This is a genomic window from Aquicella lusitana (assembly GCF_902459475.1).
In the GTDB taxonomy this organism is placed as follows: Bacteria; Pseudomonadota; Gammaproteobacteria; order DSM-16500; family DSM-16500; genus Aquicella; species Aquicella lusitana.
Map to the genome: position 1 here is coordinate 1,070,194 of NZ_LR699114.1, position 19,405 is coordinate 1,089,598.

15 protein-coding genes and 1 tRNA gene are annotated in these 19,405 nt (G+C 44.9%); 13 read left to right on the top strand and 3 right to left on the bottom strand.

All coding sequences use genetic code 11. The features are described from left to right. The first annotated feature begins 157 nt into the window (after nt 1-157). The 12 genes from pheS (at nt 158) to AQUSIP_RS05005 (ending at nt 14,217) form a co-directional block, all read left to right on the top strand. Nucleotides 158-1,171, top strand: a complete 1,014-nt coding sequence (gene pheS / locus AQUSIP_RS04950; protein WP_114833349.1) for a phenylalanine--tRNA ligase subunit alpha — start codon at nt 158-160, stop codon at nt 1,169-1,171. A gap of 92 nt (nt 1,172-1,263) precedes the next feature. Next, the gene (gene pheT / locus AQUSIP_RS04955; protein ID WP_114833350.1) at nt 1,264-3,642 is read left to right on the top strand and encodes a phenylalanine--tRNA ligase subunit beta; all 2,379 of its coding nucleotides are present in this window, start codon (nt 1,264-1,266) and stop codon (nt 3,640-3,642) included. A gap of 1 nt (nt 3,643) precedes the next feature. After that, a complete protein-coding gene (locus AQUSIP_RS04960; RefSeq protein WP_114833351.1) occupies nt 3,644-3,976 on the top strand; it encodes an integration host factor subunit alpha in 333 nt (110 codons plus the stop codon). Beyond that, the gene (locus AQUSIP_RS04965) at nt 3,966-4,346 is read left to right on the top strand and encodes a MerR family transcriptional regulator (RefSeq protein WP_114833352.1); all 381 of its coding nucleotides are present in this window, start codon (nt 3,966-3,968) and stop codon (nt 4,344-4,346) included. Before AQUSIP_RS04960 ends, AQUSIP_RS04965 begins: the two co-directional genes overlap by 11 nt. Nucleotides 4,347-4,471: 125 nt before the next feature. After that, a tRNA-Pro gene (locus AQUSIP_RS04970) sits at nt 4,472-4,545 on the top strand. A gap of 82 nt (nt 4,546-4,627) precedes the next feature. Next, the gene (locus AQUSIP_RS04975; RefSeq protein WP_147277450.1) at nt 4,628-6,304 is read left to right on the top strand and encodes an AMP-binding protein; all 1,677 of its coding nucleotides are present in this window, start codon (nt 4,628-4,630) and stop codon (nt 6,302-6,304) included. Between the two features lie 205 nt (nt 6,305-6,509). Further along, nucleotides 6,510-9,056 carry a DNA gyrase subunit A gene (gene gyrA, locus AQUSIP_RS04980; RefSeq protein ID WP_114833354.1) on the top strand — a complete coding sequence of 849 codons (2,547 nt, stop codon included), beginning with the start codon at nt 6,510-6,512 and terminating at the stop codon, nt 9,054-9,056. Further along, nucleotides 9,053-9,790, top strand: a complete 738-nt coding sequence (gene cmk / locus AQUSIP_RS04985) for a (d)CMP kinase (protein ID WP_114833355.1) — start codon at nt 9,053-9,055, stop codon at nt 9,788-9,790. The genes gyrA and cmk overlap by 4 nt, the downstream gene beginning before the upstream one ends. Before the next feature lie 89 nt (nt 9,791-9,879). Beyond that, nucleotides 9,880-11,619: a 30S ribosomal protein S1 gene (gene rpsA / locus AQUSIP_RS04990; protein WP_114833356.1), complete on the top strand. Its 1,740-nt coding sequence runs from the start codon at nt 9,880-9,882 to the stop codon at nt 11,617-11,619. 206 nt (nt 11,620-11,825) lie between these two features. Next, nucleotides 11,826-12,716 (top strand): hypothetical protein, encoded by an 891-nt coding sequence (locus tag AQUSIP_RS04995; protein WP_114833357.1) that lies wholly within the window; start codon nt 11,826-11,828, stop codon nt 12,714-12,716. 20 nt (nt 12,717-12,736) lie between these two features. After that, nucleotides 12,737-13,243 carry a GNAT family N-acetyltransferase gene (locus AQUSIP_RS05000; RefSeq protein ID WP_114833358.1) on the top strand — a complete coding sequence of 169 codons (507 nt, stop codon included), beginning with the start codon at nt 12,737-12,739 and terminating at the stop codon, nt 13,241-13,243. Next, complete coding sequence (locus AQUSIP_RS05005; RefSeq protein ID WP_170131722.1) at nt 13,243-14,217, top strand: tRNA dihydrouridine synthase; 975 nt, start codon at nt 13,243-13,245, stop codon at nt 14,215-14,217. The genes AQUSIP_RS05000 and AQUSIP_RS05005 overlap by 1 nt, the downstream gene beginning before the upstream one ends. On the opposite strand, the gene AQUSIP_RS05010 is transcribed toward AQUSIP_RS05005, so the two are convergent. From AQUSIP_RS05010 to AQUSIP_RS05015, 3 genes are all read right to left on the bottom strand, one after another. Continuing rightward, complete coding sequence (locus AQUSIP_RS05010) at nt 14,185-15,879, bottom strand: glycosyltransferase family 39 protein (RefSeq protein ID WP_114833360.1); 1,695 nt, start codon at nt 15,877-15,879, stop codon at nt 14,185-14,187. The genes AQUSIP_RS05005 and AQUSIP_RS05010 overlap by 33 nt on opposite strands. Then, a complete protein-coding gene (locus AQUSIP_RS12480) occupies nt 15,879-16,118 on the bottom strand; it encodes a hypothetical protein (RefSeq protein ID WP_232058637.1) in 240 nt (79 codons plus the stop codon). The genes AQUSIP_RS05010 and AQUSIP_RS12480 overlap by 1 nt, the downstream gene beginning before the upstream one ends. 92 nt (nt 16,119-16,210) lie before the next feature. Next, nucleotides 16,211-17,185, bottom strand: coding sequence for an MFS transporter (locus AQUSIP_RS05015; RefSeq protein WP_232058638.1), 975 nt, complete (start codon nt 17,183-17,185; stop codon nt 16,211-16,213). 182 nt (nt 17,186-17,367) lie between these two features. Here AQUSIP_RS05015 and AQUSIP_RS05020 point away from each other — a divergent pair, with 182 nt between their 5' ends. Further along, complete coding sequence (locus AQUSIP_RS05020; protein WP_114833361.1) at nt 17,368-19,362, top strand: hypothetical protein; 1,995 nt, start codon at nt 17,368-17,370, stop codon at nt 19,360-19,362. The last annotated feature ends 43 nt before the right edge of the window (nt 19,363-19,405 follow it).

Here is a 19,405-nt window from a genome sequence, read left to right on the forward strand (position 1 = left end):
GCGGCAGCGTTTATGCGATCAACGGTTATATCCTATTCCCGTGAAAGGGGAATTTGTTAAGCAAGAAGTTATTTTCTTGGCATCCCCGCTGCTTTGCGGGGATGGTTTTTTTTGCTGGTATTGCCAGGTAGATGATAGGAGCGAATGGAGATGCTAGATGGAAGTTTTAGAAGAAATCTTACGAAACGCCGAATCAGCGATACAAGCCGCAGCTGATTTAAAATCACTGGATCATTGCCGCGTTCAATATCTTGGAAAAAAAGGTCAATTAACAGAATACCTGAAAACCGTTGGCCAACTCCCTCCTGAACAACGTCCTCTTATCGGCCAAAAAGTAAATATTGCCAAAGATAAAATCCAGACGCTGATTGAGCAGCGCGATGCTGAGTTAAAGCAGGCTCAAATTGCGGATCAGCTTGCATCCGAGTCTGTTGATGTGACCTTGCCGGGGCGATCGCAACACTTTGGTAGCATCCATCCGCTTGTTAAATCATTTGAAGCAATACGCAGCATCTTCACTCAAATGGGTTTTGCATTTGTAGAAGGGCCGGAAATTGAAGATGATTTCCATAACTTTACCGCACTTAATATTCCACTTTTACATCCAGCTCGCGCGATGCAGGATACTTTCTATTTCCCTGATGGGTTGCTGCTGCGCACACACACATCTACCGTGCAAATCCGCGCGATGAAAAAAATGTCCGTGCCTTTGCGTATAGTGGCAATGGGAAGAGTATACCGCCGAGATTTTGATATGACACATACGCCCATGTTTCATCAAATGGAATGCCTGATGGTGGATGAAGCGATTTCCTTTGCGGATTTGAAAGGATTAATGACGCAATTTCTTCGTGAATTTTTTTCTGCCGACGTTCCTATTCGTTTCCGTCCGTCCTATTTTCCTTTTACTGAACCTTCAGCGGAAGTGGATATCGGCTGCTTAAACTGTAATGCTAAAGGGTGTCGCATTTGCAAAAAAACAGGCTGGTTGGAAGTATTGGGCTGTGGGATGGTGCATCCTAATGTGCTTAAAGGTGCAGGAATCGATAGCGAGCGTTATCGAGGATTTGCTTGTGGCGTTGGGGTGGATCGTTTAACCCTGTTGCGGTATGGCATCAGTGATTTGCGCGCATTATTTGAGAATGACTTGCGATTCTTGAAGCAGTTTTGAGAAGTGTCATGCAAGCGTAAGCTGATCTCCAGCAGTGTTAGCGGAAGACTGTTTTTCGCTGGCATGACAGTTTTTACACGAAGAAATATCCTATGAAGTTGAGCGAATCATGGTTGCGAGAATGGGTTAATCCGCGATTAACCCATGAAGAATTATGTCATACCCTGACAATGGCGGGTCTCGAAGTTGAAGAACTGGTGCCGGCTGCCGAATATTTTACCGGTATTGTAATAGGCGAAGTGCTGACGGTAGAAAAGCATCCTGAAGCAGACCGATTGCATGTATGCGAAGTAGATATCGGGGAGCCTGACACCCTGAAAATTGTTTGCGGTGCATCTAATGTGAAAGCGGGCATGAAAGTGCCAGTTGCCAGGGTAAATGCGATTCTGCCAGATAAGACAATTATCAACCTTACTCCTATTCGTGGCATAACATCCCAGGGCATGCTTTGCTCCGCTCGTGAACTCGGCCTTGCTGAGGAAAGCCAGGGCCTATGGGAATTTCCACACGATGCACCCATCGGTCAGGACATAAGAGTTTACTTGAACCTTGATGATTATGTCATTGATATTTCAATAACTCCCAATCGTGGAGATTGCTTAAGCGTACGTGGCATGGCGCGTGAGATAGCAGCGCTGACAGGTTCACCTTTAAATGAAGTCACTTTTAAAAAGCCAGTGCCTAGCACAGAGGAAAGGTTGCCTATAGCCATCGAGGCCAAATCCGCATGCCCACACTATGTCGGTCGTGTTATTCACGGTGTAAAAGCAGACGCGCCCACACCAACATGGTTAAAAGAACGTTTGCGCCGAAGTGGCATCCGTTCTATTAGCCCCATTGTAGATGTCACCAACTATGTCATGCTTGAATTGGGACAGCCCATGCATGCCTTTGATTTGGATACCATCAAGCAGGGCATTGTTGTACGGCAATCCAGGTCAGGCGAAAAAATAGCTTTGCTTGATGGCAGCGAAAAAGACTTGGATAGCGAGACGCTCATTATTGCGGATCATGAAAGGCCGCTAGCCATCGCAGGCGTGATGGGCGGCATGGATTCAAGTGTTACTTTATTAACTCGTTCTATCTTGTTGGAAAGCGCATATTTTTCCCCTCAAGTAATAGCACGTCAGCGGCAATATTATAATTTGAACTCGGATTCAGCTTACCGGTTTGAGCGCGGTGTGGATCCCGCCATACAGCAGGAAGCCATTGAACGCGCGACACAACTTATACTGGAGATCGCCGGTGGGAACGCGGGTCCGCTTATTAACGAAATGAGCAAGGCATACTTGCCCAAGGAACGTATGATTACCCTTGCGCCTGAAAAAATCGCGCGGGTATTAGGCATCACGATTTCAGAGAAAGAAATTGAAAACATTTTTAATTTGCTTTCGTTCACATGGAAACGGGAAAAAGAAAACTGGCTGGTACATGTGCCTTCCTACCGTTTTGACCTTTCCATTCCGGAAGATCTGATTGAAGAAGTCGCACGCTTGTATGGCTACGATAACATTCCTACTCATACCATGAAGACTGAATTACGTGTCATTTCGGCAGCTGAAAATACGCCAGACAGCCATGAACTCCGCCAGGCGTTGAGCGACCAGGGCTTCCATGAAATTATTTCTTACAGCTTCGTAGAAAAGCGGTTGCAGGCTTTACTGGATCCTCAAGAAACCCCGCGTGAGATTGCCAATCCGATCACAGCCGATATGACAGTCATGCGTACCAATTTGTGGCCGGGCCTAGTGAGTGCCTTTCTCTATAATAAAAGCCGCCAGCAGCACCGGGTGCGATTATTTGAACTGGGTACCTGCTTTGTGACCCGAGGTAAGGAGATTCTGCAGCAGCCACGGCTAGGCGGGTTGTTAGCCGGCTTTGCCTGCCCAGAACAATGGGGCGAGCCTGCAAGAGCTGCCGATTTTTATGATTTGAAAGGCCATATTGAAAATCTTATCAGCCTCTGTTATCCCCACGCTGAAGTGACATTTACGTCAGAAACCCATCCAGCCCTGCATCCTGGCCAGACAGCCGGCATTTATTACCAGGAACAACAAATAGGAATAATGGGTGCGTTTCATCCCTCTGTGCTGCAAGCGCTTGATGTGTCCGAATCGGTTTTTGTGTTCGAATTGGATCTAAATTTGCTCAATAAGCCCGTTTTGTCTCGCTTTCATGAGATTTCCAAATATCCGGAAATCCGCCGGGATCTTGCCATCCTGGTAAATCAGACTATACCATCGAAAGATATTCAGGATACAATAAAGGGAGTCGCAGGTGATTGGTTAAAAGACGTTTTTATTTTTGACGTCTATCAGGGGAAAGGTATCCCCCCTGGCCTGAAGAGTATCGCGTTGGCGTTAATTTTGCAGCACTCTACACGAACACTGGTCGACGATGAGGTAAGTGCGTTAATGGAACGGGTGATCATGGCGTTAAAAGGACAATTAGGAGCTGAATTAAGGAGCTGATATGGCGACGTTAACGAAAGCAGATCTTGCAAAGCATCTGGACGAGGAAATCGGATTAACCAATCGCGAAGCCAAGGAAATTGTTGAATTGTTTTTTAAATTCGTTAGCGATTCCCTGATTAAGGGAATGCAGGTAAAGATATCAGGCTTTGGCAATTTTACCCTGCATGATAAAAAAGAACGTCCGGGCCGAAATCCCAGAACAGGTGAAGAAGTGCCCGTTACCGCAAGGCGTGTTGTTACTTTTCATTGCGGACAGAAATTGAAGGCGCGGGTAGAAAAATTTGCAGGCAAAGAAACTCAAGGGCAGCAGGGTGGTCAAGGTGAAGCGTAAACAAACTCGATCTCAAGGCTTGCCTCCCATTCCTGATAAACTGTACTTTACGATTAGCGAGGTGAGTCATTTGTGCGCGGTGAAAGCTTATGTGCTGCGCTATTGGGAGCAGGAGTTCCCGCAGTTAAAACCAGTCAAACGCCGTGGCAACAGGCGTTATTATCAGCAACAGGATATTCTTCTTGTCCGTCAGATCAGGAAATTGCTCTACGAAGACGGTTTTACCATCGAAGGCGCGCGGACCCAACTGTCTAATACCGACGATGCGGCCGGCCGTTCGGTAAAAGTTGATGCAATGATGAAAAAAGTTATTGCAGAACTCGAAAGTGTTTTGCAAAATCTGCAAGCGGAATTGACGACAAGCCATTAGAAATTTAGAGCCGATCGATTCTTCAAAACTTTTCCGTATTTTTTATTAAAAAAAAACAGGAAAAGTGTTGAAGAATAAGATATCCTCTCGCTTTCTCTAGCTTAGACGGAAATTTGTCTGTTAAACGGGGCGTGGCGCAGCCTGGTAGCGCACTTGCATGGGGCGCAAGTGGTCGCCGGTTCAAATCCGGCCGTCCCGATTTAAAACTTCATTATTAACCCCATTGGTTTACGGAATATCGCTACATGCAGTTAAAGGAATACAAAAAGGAACTATTGAGTGTGGAAAAAATCTGGTTGAAGAGTTATCCGCAAGGGGTGCCTGCCGAGATTAACCCTGATGCTTACCAGTCGCTTGCGGAAGTTATTGAACAAAGCTGCCAGCAATTCAGAGATCGGCCCGCTTTTTATAACATGGGTGTTTCACTTACCTATGCCCAACTTGATGAATACAGCCGTGAATTTGCCGCTTATTTACAGCATGAACTGAAGCTGAAAAAAGGCGATCGACTTGCAATCATGCTGCCTAATATCCTGCAATATCCCATCGTCTTGTTTGGTGCGCTGCGTGCAGGTCTAGTAGTGGTTAATGTTAATCCGCTTTATACCGCAGATGAACTGGCTTATCAGCTAAATAATTCGGGCGCTGCCACCATTGTGGCATTGACGAATTTTGCTTCTACTGTGCAGAAAGCGCTGCCGCGGGTGTCTGCACTCAAAAATGTCATTATCACTGATCTAGGCGATCTCTTTTCTCCCTTTAAGCGGTGGATGACGCATCTAGTATTGAAATATATTTATAAAAAGATTCCGCAATGGGATATTCCCGGTGCTATTCCCTTTAGGAAAGCGCTCGCAAGAGGTAAAGAGCTGCCTTTTATTAAAGTTCCTCTGACAAATAATGATACCGCTTTTTTACAATATACTGGCGGGACGACGGGAGTTTCCAAAGGGGCGATATTGACGCATCGCAACGTCATTGCCAACCTGCAGCAAGCGGATGCCTGGTTTAGAAGCTTGTTATCAGAAGGCCAGGAAACGATCATCACAGCGCTTCCGCTTTATCACATCTTTTCACTGACTGCGAACGCCTTGTTTTTTAGCAAGATAGGCGGGCTAAATGTCTTGATCACCAATCCCCGAGATATACCCGGTTCTATTAGGGAAATGAAAAAGTTTAAATTTACAGCGATTACCGGCGTTAACACCTTGTTTAATGCACTAATGAAAGATCCCGCCTTTGCAACACTGGATTTTAGCCGTTTGCGGCTTACCTTAGGTGGTGGTATGGCTGTGCAAAGAGCTGTAGCAGAAAAGTGGCAGAAACTAACAGGTGCACCGCTGCTGGAAGCTTATGGCCTGACTGAAACTTCCCCCTGCGTGACCATCAATCCTGCTAACCTGGATGCTTACAATGGGACAATCGGACTGCCAGTTTCTTCAACGGATGTTTGTATTCTAGACGAAAACGGCCATGAAGTGCCTATAGGCCAGCCGGGCGAATTAGCGGTTAAAGGCCCTCAAGTAATGAAAGGCTATTGGCAAAACCCTGCAGAAACCGAGAAAGTGTTTACGAAAGACGGCTGGCTGCTAACCGGGGATATTGCCAAAATTGATGAGCAAGGCTTCATCCGGTTGCTGGAACGCAAAAAGGACATGATTCTGATCTCAGGATTTAATGTTTATCCCAATGAGGTGGAAGATGTACTGGCGAAATTACCGGGTATTCGTGAAGTCGCGGTGGTAGGGCTGCCAGATGAGTACTCAGGTGAAATCGCGAAAGCCTTTATTGTGAAAGATGATCCCAATTTGACAAAAGACGATATTTTCAAGTATGCCCATGAGCATCTGACGCCTTATAAAGTGCCCAAACAGATTGAGTTTTGCGACGAACTTCCCAAGACCAATGTTGGGAAGATATTAAGACGCGCGCTTAGGGATGCTGCTGTAAATAAGTAGAAATTGTTTTGTTTCTGCTCCCTATTATCGGGGCGCAGCCATATTGGGCGGGTAAGCGCAGCTTGCCCGCCTTCCGGGCTGATCGCTAGACCTGGAATCCATCTCCGCCATTAAAAATCAAACATTCCCATTCGTAAAAGCTATAGAAAAACCATTATTCGTGATATAATTCAGCGGTTAAAATTCACATAAAATGCAACCCGCTATGGATAATGTAATCGCTAAAGAAGTCCAGAAAGTCAGTGTAGAAAACGAGCTTAAAAAATCCTATCTTGACTATGCCATGAGTGTGATCGTGGGGCGCGCGCTCCCCGATGTTCGCGATGGTTTAAAGCCTGTTCACCGCCGTGTTTTATTTGCCATGCACGAGCTCAGCAATGACTGGAACAAGCCTTATAAAAAATCAGCGCGAATCGTTGGTGACGTCATTGGTAAATACCATCCTCATGGTGATACAGCCGTTTATGACACCATTGTGCGTATGGCGCAGCCTTTTTCCTTACGTTATTTGCTGGTCGATGGCCAAGGAAACTTTGGCTCGATTGATGGCGACGCTGCTGCCGCAATGCGTTATACCGAAATCAGGATGTCCAAGCTCGCTCACGCATTATTAGCAGACATCGAAAAAGAAACCGTCGATTTTGTTCCCAATTACGATGAGAATGAAATGATGCCTTCGGTTTTGCCCACCCGCATTCCTAATCTGCTGGTGAATGGGTCTTCCGGTATCGCGGTGGGTATGGCGACTAATATACCACCGCATAACCTGACTGAAGTGATTAATGCCTGCCTTGCTTCTATCGACAAGCCTGACATCACTATCAGTGACTTAATGGCGCATATTCCGGGTCCAGATTTTCCAACAGGCGGCATCATCCAGGGTAAAAATGGCATTATCGAGGCTTATCTGACGGGTCGCGGACGGGTTGTTGTCCGAGCCAAAACCCACATTGAAACCGATGAAAAAGGCAGCAAGGACCGCATCATTGTCACTGAGCTGCCCTATATGGTCAATAAAGCGCGATTGGTCGAACGTATCGCAGAACTGGTAAAGGAAAAGAAAATCGAAGGTATCACGGCATTGCGTGATGAATCCGACAAGCAGGGCATGCGGGTTGTCATTGAAGTTCGCCGTGGTGAAAATGCTGATGTCATCATGAATAACTTATTCGTGCATACGCAACTGCAAAGTGTGTATGGGATTAACATGGTGGCCTTGGCAGATGGACAACCAAGAGTTCTGAATCTTAAAGAATTGATTGACGCTTTCATCGGCCACCGTCGTGAAGTAGTGACACGACGCACGGTGTTTGATTTACAAAAAGCACGGGATCGCGTCCATATTTTAGAAGGCCTCGCTGTTGCACTTTCCAACATTGATGCAATGATTATCCTGATCAAACAGGCAAAAGATGCGGGTGAAGCAAAAGCCAGCTTGATGAAACAAGTTTGGCAGGCTGCGCAAACAATTGAAATCCTGACGCGCGCAGGCAGCCAGGATACGATTACTCGCACGACCGAGTTATATGGTCTATCGGAAGAGGGTTATCGTCTTTCTCCAGAGCAGGCGCAAGCTATTTTAGATATGCGCTTGAATCGCTTGACCGGGCTTGAGCAGGACAAAATTATTGGCGAGCACAAGGAACTGAAAGAAGAAATCAAACAGCTGACTGAGATTCTGCAGAATCCGGCTCGTCTGATGCAAGTTATTCGTGAAGAATTGAACGCTGTAAAAGAAGAGTTTGGTGATCAGCGTCGTACTGAAATCGCCGCCACTGAAGAAGGCGATGTCTTGATCGAAGACCTGATCCCAGATGAAGAGGTGGTAGTAACACTCTCTCACGAAGGTTATGTCAAAACCCAGCCCATTGATATCTATCAGGCTCAGCATCGTGGTGGACGCGGTAAATCTGCAACCACTATGAAGGAAGAAGATTTTGTCGAACACCTGATCATTGCCAGGACGCATGACACAGTTTTGTGTTTTACTAACCATGGCAAAGTTTACTGGCTCAAGGTTTATCAATTACCCCAAGCAAATCGCGCCGCACGCGGCCGTCCCATTATTAATCTACTGCCTTTGGCGGAAGGTGAAAAAATAAATGCCTTCCTGCGCGTCCGTGAATACGGGGAGCAGCAGTATGTCGTCATGGCAACCGCCATGGGTCTGGTTAAAAAGGTTTCACTGGTTGATTTCTCGCGCCCACGTTCATCAGGCATTATTGCCATTGCCCTGAATGAGGGAGACTGTCTAGTCAATGCTGAAATCACCGATGGCAATCACGATATCATGTTATTCACTGATGCCGGCAAAGTCGTGCGCTTTCCCGAAAACAAGGTACGCTGTATGGGACGACAGGCAGTGGGTGTGCGCGGCGTGAAATTACAGGAAAACCAGCGGGTCGTTTCCCTCATTGTTGCGCAGCTGGGCGATATTCTCACTGTAACAGAGAACGGATACGGCAAACGCACTGCGTTGGATGAGTACCGGCTAAGCGGACGTGGCGGCCAGGGGGTCATTTCTATCCAGGTTAACGAACGAAATGGCAAAGTAGTGGGTGCCATTCAAGTGAATCCGGAAGACGAAGTGATGCTGATTAGCAACAAGGGCACCCTCGTTCGTGTACCCGTCGCTGAAATTTCCTTAATCGGCCGTAACACCCAGGGAGTCAGGCTGATTCAATTGGGCGAGGGCGAAGCTTTGGTGAGCCTCGAACGTATTGCAAACATTAAAGGAGAAGAGAAAGAATGATCCACCAAAAGGAACCTGTCATTACCATTGACGGAGCAAGCGGCACTGGCAAGGGCACGGTCAGTCAGCTGCTGGCAAAACGTCTTGGATGGAAGTTTCTGGATAGCGGCGCCCTCTACAGGGTGCTGGCGCTGGCGGCTCAAAAGCATAGCGTGGCGCTTGATAATGAAAAAGCGCTTGAAGTACTGGCAGAGCACCTGGATGTTCAATTTATAGCCCAAGAGAGTACTGCATCACAGATTATTCTTGAGGGAGAAGATGTAACTGAAACCATTCGTACCGAGAAGATGGGCAATGCGGCTTCCATTGTTGCCGCTTTATCGGGAGTTCGGGCAGCCTTATTGAGTCGGCAGCGTGCTTTTCGCGAAGCCCCGGGTCTGGTGGCGGATGGGCGGGACATGGGGACAGTGGTTTTCCCTGATGCCGAGCTTAAAATCTTCCTGACGGCAAGCCCCGAAGAGAGGGCCTTAAGGCGCTATAACCAGTTGAAGGAACGGGGTATTAGTGTTACCCTAGGCGACCTCATCGAAGAGCTGCGAGAGCGGGATAAACGTGATAAGGAACGCGCGGTTGCCCCCCTGAAACCAGCCGAAGATGCAATCAGTGTCAACACAGACCATCTGTCGATCGAGCAAGTAGTCGAACGAATTTTGTTCGAGATTAAGCAAAAAAAGGCCTTTCCTGCTACCTTGACCCCCGCGATTGAATTCGCTGGAACTTGGATAGCAGAGTAAAGATTATAAACGATTAACCTCCTTGGTATTGTGCGCAAGTTATTCGAGTGAACAAGACAAGGTATAAAATTGAGTTGAGAAGTACATTTATGGGCGACACTTTTGCGCAATTGTTTGAAAAAAGTCTATCTGAAACCCCGATGCTGCCGGGTGCAATTATTTCGGCGACGGTTGAGCGTATCGAAGATAAATATGTTGTTGTTGATGCGGGTTTAAAATCCGAATCCTATATTCCCATTGAACAGTTTTATGATGAAAGCGGTCAGCTGGAAGTCAAAGTCGGCGATGAAGTTAAAGTTGCATTGGAAGTTTTGGAAGATGGATTTGGCAGTACCCGTCTTTCCCGTGAACGCGCAAAACGACTGGAATCCTGGTCGCATCTCGAACATGCTTACGAATCTAAAGAAACTATCCGCGGTGTCATTGTTGGCCGCGTCAAAGGTGGTTTCACTGTTGAGATTAACAAAGTCCGCGCTTTCTTGCCTGGCTCTTTAGTGGATGTCAAACCTATACGTGATCCTGAAAGTTTTGAAGGCAAGGAATTTGAATTCAAAGTTATCAAGGTTGATCCCAAGCGAAATAACATCGTTGTTTCCCGCCGTGCTGTACTCGAAGCCGAATCCAACGTGGAACGTGCAGCCGTACTTGAAAATATTAACGAAGGTGATGAAGTCAAAGGGATCGTCAAGAACCTGACCGATTATGGCGCGTTTATTGATTTAGGCGGTGTAGACGGTTTGCTTCATATTACCGACATGTCATGGAAACGCATCAAGCATCCGAGTGAAATTTTAGCGATCGGCGATGAAATCAAGGTGAAAGTCCTGAAGATTGACCGCGACAATGTGCGTGTTTCATTAGGCCTCAAACAATTGGGCGGCGATCCGTGGCAGGATATCAGCCACCGCTATCCAGTGGGATCAAAAATCTCAGGCCGCGTGACCAACATCACCGACTACGGCTGCTTCGTTGAAATCGAAGAAGGCATCGAAGGTCTTGTTCACGTTTCAGAAATGGATTGGACAAACAAAAACGTTAATCCAAATAAAGTTGTTCACCTAGGTCAAGAAGTTGAAGTCATGGTGCTGGATGTGGATGCTGATCGTCGACGTATTTCCTTGGGTATCAAACAGTGCACCTCCAATCCATGGGCTGCCTTTGCTGAGAACCATGAAAAAAGCGAGCATGTTAAAGGTAAAATCAAATCGATCACTGACTTTGGTATTTTCCTTGAACTGGAAGGCGGCATTGACGGATTGATTTATCTGTCCGACATCGCCTGGAGTGAAGCTGAAGCACAGGAAACCCTGCGCAAATATCAGAAAGGTGACGAGCTGGAAGCGGTTATTCTAGCGATTGATGTCGAACGTGAGCGTATTGCGCTGGGCTTAAAACAGCTGGCAGAAGATCCGCTGGCTAATTACCTGATGGAAAATGAAAAAGGCACCGTTGTAGCTGGTAAAGTAGTAGAAGTTGACCAGAAGCAAGCCGTTGTTGAACTTGCTGAAGGAATACGCGGTATATTGCGTGCTTCTGAAATCGCTGCCGAGAAGGTAGACGATGTCCGTACCAAGCTGCAAGTGGGTGATGAAGTGGAAGCTAAAATCATGGGCACCGATAGAAAAGTCCATGCGATTACGCTTTCCATTAAAGCAAAGGATGGAAAAGCACCTGCTAAAAAATCGACAAAAGCAACGGGTAAGACTGCTGCTTCTACTGCTGCCGCTGGCAAGAAGAAAAAGTCAGCTGATACGTTGAAAACCACGCTGGGTGATTTGTTTAAAGATCATATTAGCAATGGTAATGAAAGCGAAGGTGAAGATAAATAAACTTATTTGCACTCTCGTTTCATTAAGCCTGTTACGTAACGCTACGTAACAGGCTTTTTTTTTAGAACACCTATGGGTCGCTACTGAAATTAGTTGAAGCCCCTATGTTGCAGTCAGAACCATGCAGGCTAGGACATTTGTTTAATTCTTTCTTAATATGAAGAAATTATAATGATTTCCCAATTAATTAAAATCGTGGATAGGCTATGTTACCTCAGCGAAAAGATAAACTGTGTCAGGAACTGAGTGAGTGCTTTAATAAATTTAATAATGCATCGCTGCAAAAAAATGGTGGCGTTCATCATAGCTATGATATTACGCAACGATTTTACCCCTTTTCAAATGAATACGATTTTAATCTAACACTTGAAAAAATGGATGCCTTGAAGCCGCATCAAACTTCAAAATTGCGCATTGCCATTCTGACTGGCGAATCAAATATTCTTTCAATCCTACCGGAATTGAGTCAACATGCAGATCTGGTGATTTGCAATGATATAGATTATAGAGTACACGAACATATCTCCTATATGCGGCAATGTATGATGAAAGCTGATTCACGAAGCCAATTTAACGAACTTTATTTTGACGGAACACCGCTACTGCCAGCGCGAAATTTTAATAGACAACTAATTCAGAGAGACTTGGATTATTATGCCGAGAGATTGGGAGAGAGATATTTTTTGTATTCTGACCAACGATTTGTTAATGCCAAATCAGTTCTTGCACAATTAAATTTCGCTTATACGAATATTGATATGTTTGATGTTGAGCAAGTTAGTCTGCTTGTCAATTTTATGAAGGATAAGAATGCCTGCGTGACGCTTTTAAATGTAACTAACCTACATGAATATAACAGTGAAAACAGGCTGCAAAACACAATCGAAATGCTTTTTGCAGATAATCCTGACCCCATTCTTTTGTATTCAACTTCCTTGCTACAAAGCCAATTTACTACTCAATTGGCTGCCTATTTTGAGTTTATGAAGAAGAATCCGCCTATTATGCTTCGGCCGAGTATGACTTTTTTTAATCCGCCTGACAGAAAAAGTCCGCCAGGAAATCTTGGCAAAGAGCATAGGTGCACCCTTTTATAGGCAATATTTAAGGCAAGGCCATGACTATTTTTATTCGAGCACCCGAACTTGCAGACGAAACCGCTTTTATCCAAGCTAGCTTGCGTAGTGAAACATTGCATCATCCATGGACCAGCGCGCCTAAAACGCATGAAGCGTATCAAGCGTATCTCAGCAGCTTCAGCCAGCCGAGTAATAAAAGCTTTCTTGTAATGAGTCGTACGAATGAAATACTGGGCGTATTTAATCTCAGTGAAATCGTACGTGGCTGCTTTCAAAATTCCTATCTGGGTTATTATGCTTTTTCAGGTCAGGAAGGCAAAGGATACATGAGCCAGGGCATGAAATTGGTGCTGGATTATGCCTTTAATGTATTAGCCTTGCATCGCGTTGAAGCGAATATACAACCAGGCAACGTACGCTCCATTTATTTGGTACAGAAAAATGGTTTTCGTAAAGAGGGATATTCACTGCGCTATTTAAAAATTAATGATGAATGGCGTGATCACGAACGCTGGGCGCTGACAGCAGAAGAGTGGAAGAGGTAGTGACGTTGTTTAAACCATTGCGAATTGGGAACAAGACGTTTGCTATCAATTTAATTCAAGGACCGCTGGCTGGTGTCAGCCTCGCGCCTTTCCGTGAGTTGACTTGGCGGTACAGTCAACCGGCTTTTTCCTGCAGCGAAATGATTTCCTGTAAGACATTACTTCATCGCTCCATGGCGTCACTTCAACGTTTTACAGCCAAACACCCTCAAGAAGGGCCAGTCTGTTTTCAGTTATCCGGTAGCGATCCAGTCGAATTAGCAGCAGCGACAAAAAAAATAACCGATTTAGGCGCAGATTTGATCGATTTAAACTGCGGGTGTCCAGTTAAAAAAATTCGTAGCCGGGGCGCTGGCTCAAGCTTGTTAATGAATGCACCGAAACTTTATCAGCTAATCACAGCAATGAAATCCCATACGCATGTGCCTGTGGGCATTAAAATTCGCGTGGAAGGCGGTAATGAAAAATTTAATCAGGAAATTGCGCAGGTAGTGTGTGATGCCGGAGCCGACTTTTTGGTAGTGCATGGACGTCACTGGACGGAGCACTATGAAACGCCATGCCGTCATGAAGCAATTCAATTTTTCGTTGAACAGCTTTCTATCCCGGTGATCGGTAACGGCGATATTGCTTGCATTGATTCATTGAAGGTAATGTTTGCAACGGGTTGCGCGGGCGCGATGATTTCGCGTGCCGGTGTGGGCCAGCCTTGGCTGATTCAACAACTCATGGCAGAAATGTGCCAACAAAAATTTACTTTTCCTTCTCTCAATGAAATTAGTGTGATCTATCTTGAACATATTGAATCGCTTATTCCATTGTTGGGCAGTGAGAAATTTTCTATGCTGCATGCGAGGAAGCTCGCTAAATATTATGCCCGTCCCTTAGCCAATCGAACTGATTTTTGTGCCGCCGTTAATGCTTGTGAAACGCTGGCGGATTTAAAATCGCTTTGCGCTCGGTACTTTATTTAAATCAGAGAGCATTACAGTTTTTAGCCTGACCAGTGTGTAATCGCCCATGGAGAATTTAACTTGATAATTTCCCAACAAGGGATAATTTCCAACCATTAATACCCAAGTTTTATCAGCAGGTATGTTGGCAAATTCAAGTGGTGTACCAAGCGGCAATTCACTCACGGCAGTCTTCGGATTATCAATGTAGAAAAGCGCCTTGAATAATCCTCCCAGTTCTGGGCCAACTACCGCCAACCGTGCAGCTTCCCGATTTAGCCAAATATGGGCAAATTGTCCAACGCGATCGTAAACATCGGTATGAAAAAGCCGTTCCTCTTTTAATTCCAAGCGAACATAGTGATTTGTTGTAAGCAGCATGATAGGTAAGAAGATTGAAACATAAAATATTGCGCCATATTTTTGATGAACCGTCCATAGCCACAGACTGACTAAAGCAAGAATGCATAGCCATTTAAAAAGGGTTGAATTATATAACAAGCCAAATAGCTCAGGGCAGTCAATAAAGGAAATCACGTATCGGGTCGGTAAGTAAAAAAATCCATACAGTATGCCCAGATTGAGTAGGCTGACAACAAGCAGTTTCCAGTAGAAAGAAGCTGTGTTTGACGTTGAATGGGTTTCAGCAAATGCGATTATTACAAATAAAGGGAAGATGAAATTGTAATAACGCAGATGAAGACGGCCAATGACATCATATGGATTCCATCCGGTGACCTCTACAGTTGTTATGGCGGTGATAAATAACAGCGAGATAAGGCAGGCGATGGCGAGCAGTTGCAAACTGTGCTGGCTTGTCACTTTCTGCTTGTGCCTGAAATTGAGCATAGTAGCGAGTGGCACGCCAAAGAGCAAAGCTAGCGCTGCAGAATGACCCGCCAAGGGGATGCTAAGCAGCCGTAAATAGGATAGATGATTGATGTTTAATAACGAATAGAAATTACGCTGGTATTTGCTGCCAATTAAGCTCAACCCAGCTGAGCCAGCGAGGATGAATCCTAATGACGCGCGTATCAAAATAAAAGCCATCCCCATCCAGCAGATAGTCCAGGCTGCTTTTCGCAGATTCATTTGATCTGACTTGAAATGGCTTAATAGGAGCAAGAAAAGAATGAAGGCTGGAATAAGAAACAGGGCATGCATTTTTATTAAAGCCATGATGCCTAACAGGAATCCACTTCCGCTCCCTAACAAAGCCGCGCTTTGATGCAGCCGGCTCAGCACGAACCATGCCCAAACCCAAAATGAAAAGAAATACAGGGCCTCTGGCATAAAATAAGCGGTGTATGAATTAACGGGCGCTGCGAGGGAAAGTAGGGCTACTAAAATAGCTGTGCCACGGGAAGAAATCACCTGGCGTGAAATCAAATAAATAAACAGGGATGAAAGCGAAAAAAAACAAGTGTTAATCCAACGGGCACAGATCAAAAAATCAGGTCCACAATAATTTGTGGTTTTAAATAATAGTAGAAATAAATAAGAAGGCGTAATGGATGTAGAGAGCGGCTGAAGCCTCGCAGAGCTGCTATATAACCACTCGTCTGCAAATACCGTGGGATATAAGCCTGCATGTGTTGTCATCAGCAAGAGGATGAACAAAATACTGACGAGCAATATTATGAGTCCATCAAATAACAAAGCTCGTCCTGAGGCATTGTTCATTAATGCAAATGTCCTTCCTTCGGGTAGTGAGAAAATGCCTGCTGGCAATAAGTTTCCTTAATAAAGTACAGGCTGATAAAGGTGGCAAGTACATAACTGACAGGAATAATAAACAGGGCAAACCGATAATCGTTCAGGGTGTAAAAAGGTGAGCCGTCCGCCATGGTGCCGCTCCAATTCTTATGCAGGATAATGCCGATGATAGGTTGCAGAATGGCGCCGCCTGCGACCGTTGCCATATTATTTAATCCTATGGCAGCACCGATGAGGGATGGATGGTTGGAGTCGCGTACCACACTAAAAGCAAGAGATTGTCCACTGCCCGCGCAGCCTAGCATGAAAAGGGAAAGATAAAGAAGGGGCGTAGGCAGGATAAAAAAATGGTCAAAATGGAACCAATGATACCTAGCACCCCGCAAGTGGTGAGAACAACCAGACGTCGCCGAATGCGCTCTGATAGCCATCCTATAAAAGGACAGCCAAAGCCAATCCCGATCCAGATAGCAGCGCAGGCCATTGAAGCGTTGGCGATGGTAATGTGGTAGGCCGCAGACAGAAAAGGCACGCCCCAGAGGCCAGCAAAGGCGGCAATGGGCGCCCAAATCAGGAAGGAATAAAGGGCAACCCACCATGACTGCATTCGGCCAAACACCCGGCTAAGGCGAATAGCATCGCCCTGATGGGCAGGTCGGTGGCGGTCACCTGGGGAATATGGGGTGGCAGCATGTCCAGGCGGAAAATCCCGCACAATGAGCCATACGAGGCAGGCAAGACCTATCCCCAGCAGGGCAAGATAGAGCATCGTAGGCCGCCATTCCCAGCGGTGAATCGCGATTGCAAGCGGCAATTCTCCAGTGATGGCGCCGATGGAGCTCATTAACTGCACAACTCCTGTCATCACGGGAAAATACCCGGCGGGGAACCAGCGGGCAATTAACATCAGGGCGCCGCTAAATGAAAAAGCTGCCCCCATGCCCATCATGAACCGACCGGCGGATGCCAGCCACATGCTGTAACTGAAGCTGAAAAAAAGTGCGCCAAAGGCGCAAACCAGAATGGCAAACGTCAGAATGCGACGGGGGCCAAAACGGTCGTGTAACAGACCAGCGGGTATTTGCATAGGCATATAAGCGTAATAAAAAAAGGCAGACACGATACCGAGACTCGCGGCATTCAGACTCAGGTCACGCATTAATTCATTGGTCATGACACCCAGCGAAACCTGGAGAATAAACTCATACATGTAAAATGATGCACCTAAAAGGCAAACCACCACGGCCAAGGCACTAAATTTGGAAGAAGACATGCCAGACGCACCTTTATCGTTATTTTTTAACGAGCGTATTTTACAAGATATTTTGGACAGTGTCAGAAGAATTGCGCAAGGGGTGAATTTATAAAATAACATTATTTTTCATATGGTAATACTGTACACTGCGCCTTTTTGGAAATATCTCATACTATAATGAATAATAATGAGGTGCGCCTATGCCGTTATATGTCGTTATCAAATATTTGCCTACCAAATATAGCGAGAAAAATAGCCTGCAGTGGATAGGCAATAAGCTATTGAATGCAAATTCGTACGATACTGAATTTAAAATTTATCCTTCCCTGGAAGAAGCGCAACAAGCCATTAACAAGGCATTGCCAGTTATGCAGCCAGTGCTGGGTCTTGCTGAAATAGAAATGGATAAGGAAAAACTGGAAGCAATGCGTACAAAAAAAGAAAAAGCGGATGAGCAGGTCATTGCTGATTCGATTAAAGCGATACACATAAGAGGCGTGCGTTTTCCGGCCGAACAAATTGATTTAGCGAAACATGAAGAAAATCACATTAAAAAACTTCAATATGATCCTAATAATGTCGAAGCGTTACAGTTATCTACACCACCTCTGCTTTATTTAAGCCAACTTGATCCGAGGTTATATTTTCTGCTGTTCATGGATCATAAATTGTTTGATTACCTGCTAGAGATCTGGCGCGAATACCATGACCGCGAACCAGGGTGTGTATCTGATTTGTTTCAAGCCGTCACAAATGTTGTCTGTGAATATCTCACCTCAACTAGTATTAAAAAGCCGCTGGTACAAATGCAAGATATAACGCGCCTGCATGATGTATTAAGTCAAAGTGTATTTAAACATCATAAAGATAAAAAAAGCGGTGTATTCAGGGAAGGATATAACTGTTTTCCCTTGGCGCCCGATACAGTCAGCAAAAAAGGAATCAAAAGACTTTTGCTGCGCATCAAAAAAGACAACAAAGAAAACGGTTTTGTGCTAGGCGAGATGAGTGAGATAAATATCGTCTCAAGATTTTGCATGGAAATGTCAACTTCACTTCCTTACAATATGGGACCTTTCAACGCTTCCTATCCTGACAAATTCGTCAATACTGTTGCATTGGCAATAGAAAATACCTGTAAAAAAATCCAACAAGAATATAAAGACATCAAAAGAAGTGATATAGAAAAGATCATAACCGAATTCATAAAAGACTATAAACCAATGGAGCAGGTTGAGCCACATAGCCAGATGTTTTGGAGCAATTTAAGAAATTTTTTTAGCGATATGTCGAAAAAAACGCGCTTCCAGTCAACAAAAGCCGAATATCAGTTTAAGGTAAAATATGCGAGGGATCATGCAGTAGGACATAGCCATTATTTTAAGGAAAAGGATATTGATTCGCTTGCAGACGATATTTTTAATAAAATAACAAAAGAAGGTAAAACATTTTATATTTTTCCCCCTGAGGCAAAGTTGGCGCAAAAATATGCTCAGGATGCGATCGCTGAATATAATAATGCTATCGTAAAAGCTAAAACCGTAGATGAGTGCATTCACCTAATTGATGATTTGGCGCATGAGTTGGAAATCCTTCATCTATTTCACGACGTGAATTGCCGCACCTGTTATGTTACAAAAAATATGCTCTTACTTGCTGTTGGGTTGGGCTGGGACATGGAATATAACCCTAATCGAATGGATTGCCTGGATAGCGATGAGCAGCATGAGCAAACCAAAATAGGAATTTGTCGAACAGCTTACATCATGACTCATCAGCAAGAATTGCTAGAACGGTTGGCGCTTTTAGAAAAGAAATATGCGATGCGTACCGACTTGCTTGATGAGTATAAAGAGATAGCGCGGCCCTTGATAGAAAAACTGATCAGTTATCAGCAATCGTTTAATAAACAATTAACCGAATTAGTAAAAGAATATGAAATTCTCGCTTTGGATTCGCAAAAAATATTTGCGAATAGTGATAAAAAGATCCCCTATAGTCTGATGCATAAGGCTCTAATACAATTGCAAACGTCAAAAAATATTTTGCATTTTATCCAATCCATTTCGATGCTTGATAAACATCATATACCAAAAAAAATGAATAAGGATATTGAGTGTGTACTTCAGCTGGCTGGCTATAATAAATATTGGGCTTTGATGCCAATCAATCCCAAGGCTGATTTCCACTTTTAAAAATGGCTGATAGGTGATTTCCTGCGATCAATGCCCCCTGTAT